The organism is Phormidium pseudopriestleyi FRX01 (genome assembly GCF_017313335.1).
Classification (GTDB): domain Bacteria; phylum Cyanobacteriota; class Cyanobacteriia; order Cyanobacteriales; family Laspinemataceae; genus Laspinema; species Laspinema pseudopriestleyi.
Genome location: NZ_JAFLQW010000256.1, coordinates 1 through 6,281 on the forward strand (window position 1 = coordinate 1; position 6,281 = coordinate 6,281).

At 47.6% G+C, this 6,281-nt stretch carries 5 protein-coding genes and 1 pseudogene; 4 read left to right on the forward strand and 2 right to left on the reverse strand.

Going from position 1 to position 6,281, the window contains the following annotated elements; genetic code table 11:
- Positions 1–68: 68 nt before the first annotated feature.
- The gene (locus tag J0895_RS09435) at positions 69–701 is read right to left on the reverse strand and encodes a methyltransferase domain-containing protein (protein ID WP_207087851.1); all 633 of its coding nucleotides are present in this window, start codon (positions 699–701) and stop codon (positions 69–71) included.
- A gap of 112 nt (positions 702–813) precedes the next feature.
- On the opposite strand from J0895_RS09435, the gene hemH reads away from it, so the two are divergent.
- On the forward strand, positions 814–1,977 hold the full coding sequence (hemH, locus tag J0895_RS09440; RefSeq protein ID WP_207087852.1) for a ferrochelatase: 1,164 nt from the start codon (positions 814–816) through the stop codon (positions 1,975–1,977).
- A 104-nt stretch (positions 1,978–2,081) separates the two neighbouring features.
- On the opposite strand, the gene J0895_RS09445 is transcribed toward hemH, so the two are convergent.
- The gene (locus J0895_RS09445) at positions 2,082–2,684 is read right to left on the reverse strand and encodes a DUF4126 domain-containing protein (protein ID WP_207087855.1); all 603 of its coding nucleotides are present in this window, start codon (positions 2,682–2,684) and stop codon (positions 2,082–2,084) included.
- 667 nt (positions 2,685–3,351) lie between these two features.
- On the opposite strand from J0895_RS09445, the gene J0895_RS09450 reads away from it, so the two are divergent.
- The 3 genes and pseudogenes from J0895_RS09450 to J0895_RS09460 form a co-directional block, all read left to right on the forward strand.
- Positions 3,352–4,638: a Glu/Leu/Phe/Val family dehydrogenase gene (locus J0895_RS09450; RefSeq protein WP_207087853.1), complete on the forward strand. Its 1,287-nt coding sequence runs from the start codon at positions 3,352–3,354 to the stop codon at positions 4,636–4,638.
- A 269-nt stretch (positions 4,639–4,907) separates the two neighbouring features.
- A complete protein-coding gene (locus J0895_RS09455) occupies positions 4,908–5,912 on the forward strand; it encodes an Npun_R2821/Npun_R2822 family protein (RefSeq protein WP_207087854.1) in 1,005 nt (334 codons plus the stop codon).
- A 10-nt stretch (positions 5,913–5,922) separates the two neighbouring features.
- Positions 5,923–6,281: pseudogene (locus tag J0895_RS09460) on the forward strand (Npun_R2821/Npun_R2822 family protein); the annotation flags it as partial.

Consider the following 6,281-nt stretch of genomic DNA (forward strand, 5'->3'; position numbering starts at 1 on the left):
AATTTAGGGAATCAGACAAAATTTAACGTAGAAACCCGGTTTCTGGTCCCTTAGACAGGGCTATCCGTCTATTTTGAGGATTTTTGAGCTTGAATCACTTGCAAACTCCCCCCGGCATAAAGTCTAGGAGAATCAACTTGAAATCCAGTCTGTTGCAAGAGTTCGGGTAAATTAGTTTGGAGTAATTGCCAAGCGGTTTCGGTTTCAAATAGCCAGAAAAATACGGCCAATCCGGGCCAGAAGAGGGGATTAGTGGGCGGATGAAAATCAGCGATCGCAAAAGTTCCTCCGGGTTTGAGGACGCGATAGACTTCAAGGAGAATTTGCCCCAATTGCTCTGGATCCATTTCATGCAGGGCGGCGCTGGTATGCACGAGGTCAAATTCACTCTCGCCAATGGGGATATTTTCGGCGAAGGCTTCGATGTAGGAGGCTTGGGGGACATTTTTTCGCGCCCGACTCAGGGAGAGGGGAGAGGCATCCAAGCCGGTGACGTTGTGGGAAGATTGGACTAGATAGGCGGTGGCTTGACCACTCCCACAGCACAAATCGAGAATTTTGGTCTCGGGATGGAGGGTGAGCCCTTCGAGGGCTAACTGACGAAAGCGAGATTCCCCTCCGACGCTGAGGGCGGCGATGCGGGAGATGCCATCATAAAGCCACTGATAGCGATAACTCCAGTCTCTGAGAATTGTTGCCACGGATACCCCCTTGAATAAAAATTCAGATTTAACTTAAACTGTGACTTAATCAACGGTATTATTGTTAAAATAAGTAAACAATAATGAAAACTCTAAGGAAACTGTGACTGCTATGGGCCGTGTAGGGGTACTGTTACTGAATTTAGGTGGGCCGGAGCAAATTGAAGATGTTCGACCCTTTTTGTACAACCTGTTTTCTGACCCGGAAATCATTCGGTTGCCTTTTCCGTGGATGCAAAAACCCCTAGCATGGCTGATTTCGAGCCTGCGGAGTAAAAAATCCCAAGCCAATTATATGGAAATTGGTGGGGGTTCACCGTTGCGTGGGATTACGGAAGAACAAGCGATCGCCTTGCAACAGAGTTTAAAGGACAAGGGACAGGATGTTCAGGTTTACATCGGAATGCGCTACTGGCATCCGTTTACCGAAGAGGCGATCGCCCGCATCAAGCGCGATGGCGTCGAACAATTAGTCATCCTCCCTCTGTATCCCCAATTTTCAATTAGTACCAGTGGGTCTAGTTTCCGATTATTGGAAAAAATTTGGTCAGAAGACCCCTCTCTGGCTCCCCAAGAACACACAGTTATCACCTCCTGGTATCAGCGTCCCGGTTATCTGCAAGCGATGGCGCAACTAATCGCCGGAGAACTGGATAGGTTTGAAAATCCAGACCAAGTGCATATTTTCTTTAGTGCTCATGGGGTTCCAGTCAGCTATGTAGAAGAAGCAGGCGACCCCTATCAGCATGAGATTGAGGAATGTACGAGACTGATCGTGCAAACCCTAAATCGTCCCAATCCTCATACCCTCGCTTATCAAAGTCGAGTGGGTCCAGTGGAATGGCTTCAACCCTATACGGAAGATGCGATCGTTGAGTTAGCGGCAGAAGGGGTCAATAATTTACTGGTTGTCCCAGTCAGCTTTGTCTCGGAACATATCGAAACTCTCCAAGAAATCGATATGGAGTATCGAGAAGTGGCTGAACAAGCGGGAATTGAAAATTTCCAGCGAGTTCCGGCATTAAATACTCATCCGGTGTTTATTGAGGATTTAGCCAATTTAGTCATAGAGGCGATCGATGCGCCACCCTTGACCTTGGATCTGGTGATGCGTCCTCAGAAAAACTTCAAAATGTATCCCCAAGAAAGATGGGAATGGGGCATGACAACGGCGGCAGAAGTCTGGAACGGACGACTGGCAATGCTCGGGTTTATGGGACTATTGATTGAATTAATCAGTGGTCATGGACCGTTACATTTCATCGGATTGCTGTAGTTGCTGCCGGAGACTGAGGGATTTCTCAGTTTCCGGCAGGGCCTAGCAGGGAGCCAGAACCCAGAGAGTCCCGGGTTTCGGGTCGGCTTTTGTGCGGGGGAAATTCAATCTGGTTCGGTTTTATTCTGGCGCGGATTTTTCCGCCCACCCTGCTGGATATACCAGCGATACCACTCCTGGGACGAACGAATCGCTAACCATAACAGGAGTAAGGCAATAATGCCACCCTGGGTGGGGGCGTCGAAGGCGAAGAGCACGAGGCAAATACATAAGGCATCTTGAGCCAGAATAGCCCAGAGGGGTAATTTTCCGAGGCGATAGAACCACCCGACTTGCACCAGTTGTAGTACCAAGGCCAATAATCCGCCGATGACGCCAATTAGGGCAACGATAAAGGTGGGGGCATCACTGTCGTCCCCAAAACTCGCCTCTGCGATCGCCATCCCCATAATTGCCCCAACAAACGGACTAAATACCAGTTGGACGTTTTGGAGGAGGCGCTGTCCCCAGGGTTGTTTGGAGGCAAATAGTTCAAATAAGGACCAACTCACCAAAACCCCGATCGCCACCTGGGGGGAAATCCGCGACAGCAGGGGGACGCGGGACCATAATTCATCCGCATTTAACAAACCGATTAACAGAAGCGGTAGGGCAATCCGCAGACCCCCTGCTGCTGAGGCCGATAGCGCCGCTAGGAGTGGAATCATCATATTGGCAATTTAGTCTCTTGGAATCTTATGGTTTCCGCTCACCTAGTCTAGCTATCGGAGTTTGAACGATCAGCGATCGCCGAGCGGTTTTGGTCGCAGATATCGAAGTGGGTGGCGATCGCATCCTGCCTCGTTGGGGTTTTGCTGCATCCCCTGTTCATAGTTTAAATGCTCAGGCCGTTATCTGCCTGGAATCCGATTCGGCCCTTTCCAGTTTTCTCTCCCTCTGCATGGTTACTCCTGAGCTCACCCGCCTTTTAGAGGATGTACCTTTCCCATCAGTTCAATGCAGTTCTATTCTAAATAATCACGGGGATCGAGGAGTTCGATACAGGTCTCAACGAATTATCCCTGAAATAGGCAGCAGTCGCCGCGTTTAAATATCCTGAAATCTCCCTAAAAACTGTATAATAAACTACAGTAGTGCGTTGCGTACCAACCGAACTGCCCTGGATTTTTACCGGATAAGCCTAAAATATTTTTTTGGATAATTCTATATCTTAGGCTTATCAATAACCGAAAACGCCTCCAGGGGGTCTCTTTAGACTCATGCCAGAGGCTCATCGTTAGATTCACCGGACTTGAAATGCCTTCGCCTTGTAGAAAACCGGGGTAATTTAGGGTTTGCACCACCAGCGCGATCGCCAATATGGAGCATACTAAAATGTCCGATTCACTCTTTGCAGATGCCAGCAAACGCTTAGAACGGGCCATGAAATACGTCTCGATTTCTGAAGACGCCCTCGAATATCTTAAATATCCTAAAGCCAGTTTAAACGTCTCCATTCCCGTGCGCATGGATAACGGTTCTTTACGCATTTTCCAAGGCTATCGAGTCCGCTATGACGATACCCGAGGTCCGGGAAAAGGAGGCGTCCGTTATCATCCCAATGTTTCAATGGATGAAGTTAAATCCCTAGCCTTTTGGATGACCTTCAAATGTGCAGTTCTCGACTTACCCTTTGGCGGCGCAAAAGGAGGCGTCACCGTCAACCCGAAAGAACTTTCTAAACTGGAATTAGAACGACTAACTCGGGGTTATATTGATGCGATCGCCGACTTTATTGGCCCGAATGTCGATATTCCCGCACCAGACGTTTATACGAACCCCACCATCATGGGCTGGATGATGGATCAATATAATATTATCAGTCGTTCCCTAAATCCCGGCGTTGTTACAGGCAAACCCGTCACCCTAGGCGGCAGTTTAGGTCGGGATACCGCCACCGGCAGCGGGGCCTATTATGTCATTGAAGCCATCATGGCAAAATTTGACCGACTTCCTCATCAAACCACCGTTGCCGTTCAAGGATTTGGAAATGCCGGTTCTGTGGTGGCCGAACTCCTCGCCAAAGCCGGATACAAAGTAGTCGCAGTCAGCGACTCTCAAGGGGGAATTTATGCCAAAAAAGGCCTAGATATTCCCAGCATTCTCCAGTACAAAAAATCTAACCACGGGATTCAAGCCGTCTATTGTCAAGACTCGGTTTGTAATATTGTGGAACATGAAACTATCACTAATGAACAACTGTTGGCCTTAGATGTAGATCTTTTGATTCCCGCTGCCTTGGAAAATCAAATTACGGAAGCCAATGTGCAAGATATCAAGGCCAAATATATCTTTGAAGTTGCCAATGGACCGATTAGTTCCGGGGCCGATCGCATCCTAGAAGACCGAGGAATTTATGTGGTTCCAGATATTTTAGTCAATGCCGGAGGCGTCACCGTCAGTTATTTTGAATGGCTCCAAAATCGCAGCGGTTTGTATTGGGAATTGGAGGAAGTTGAGGAACGCTTGCAGAAGAGAATGCGAAAAGAAACAGAGAAAATTTGGCAGATTGCCGATGAATTCTCCATTTCCATGCGCACTGCCGCCTATGTGCATGGGTTAACCCGTCTCGGAGAAGCCCTCAGCGCCAAGGGAACAAGGGATTATTATGTGAAGAAATAAGTCTGAATCGGAATCAGAGGGTGGTGGTAGGTCCCCAAAAAACTTAACCACCGCCCACTTCCCGCAGAAGTATCGGGCATTGAAATTCGGGTCAATTCATGGTAGGGTAGGGGTTGAGATTTAACGGTACATTTAGGGTGGCGATCGCCTCAGCAACAAGGGGTTTGAGAAGGGGTCTGACCTAGACCAAGGGCGATCGGATCGGTCCCGGCCCAACTCCGGGGATAAATTGGATAGAATAAGGGTAGAAAAAACGGAGAGTTTCAAACATGACGAAAGGGATTTATACCTTAGCCAATGACGTTGTTTATAACCAGCTTGTCGCCCTTTTAAACAGCATTGAAGTCAATGCTGGGCCAGACTTCCCCGTTGCCGTCATTCCTGACGACGATCGCATTGAAAAAGTTCGGGCCGAGATAGAAACCCGACCCAACGTCACCCTCCTCACGGATACCGAGCGGATTTCTCGCTGGGACGAGTTCGCGGATCAGGCATGGACTACACATCCAACTGCCAAGAAATCCTGGGCAGCACAAGGCATCAAAGGGGTGCATCGCAGCGGCACTCATCGCCGCTATTGTGCTTTCGATCCGGAAAGTCAGTTTGAAAAATTTATCTACTGTGATGCCGATATTGTCGTCCTCAATTCCCTAGATCTCATTTTCAATGCCCTAGAGCAACAAGATTTTGTCGTCTATGACTTCCAGTATAAAGATCTATCTCATGTTTTTAATGGTCAGTCCAAAAAGTTACTAGAAATCTTCAAACCGGAAGAGATTGAGCAAGATATTTTTTGCTCCGGGTTCTATGGCAGTCAGCGCGGACTGTTTAATCAGGAACAGCGGCAGTGGTTGTTGTCCAAATTATCCGAGGCTGAGGCAGAGGTTTTGTACCCGAATGCCCCGGATCAAACCCTGCTCAATTATATGAGAATGAGACTGGGAATTCCCCTTTATAATTTAGTCTTTCATTTGCCTAAAGAACAAGTCACCGGCAATTCCGTGACCTCTCCCCACTTCGAGATGAGAGAGACGGCACTTTATGATAAGGGACAACGGTTGACCTATCTCCATTATATTGGTCTGTCCTCCAAACTCTTCGATCGCCTCTGTGCCGGAGAAAATATTGATGTTCCTTATCGAGATATCTTTTTACATTATCGTTACTTGCACGAACCGTCCGGGCGACCTCAGTTTACCACCCCACCCAAACCCTACAATCTGCCTCCTTCGCTAGTCAAACGTGTGATGAGAAAATTAGGATTAACCCGTTGAGGAGAGAAGTATGAGTCGTGGAATTTATATTGTTGCCAATGATCGGGTCACGGAACAGGCGATCGCCCTGCTGAATAGCATTCGGTTTTATGATCCAGATGTGCCGGTTGTAATGATTCCCTATGACGAGACCTATCAAGAAGTTGCTCACACCCTCCAGGAAAAATTTGGGGTAAAAGTTTATGAAGATTTAGACTTTATTAAACGGTTAGCTCAAAAACTTCAGGAAAGTTTTGGAGGGGAATTTTTTGCGCGTCCCAATCAATTTAGAAAACAAGCCTGTTGGTTTGGACCCTTCGATGAATTTGTGTATATCGATACCGATATCGTTGTTTTTGAAAGAATTAGCGACAATTTCAACTATCTAAA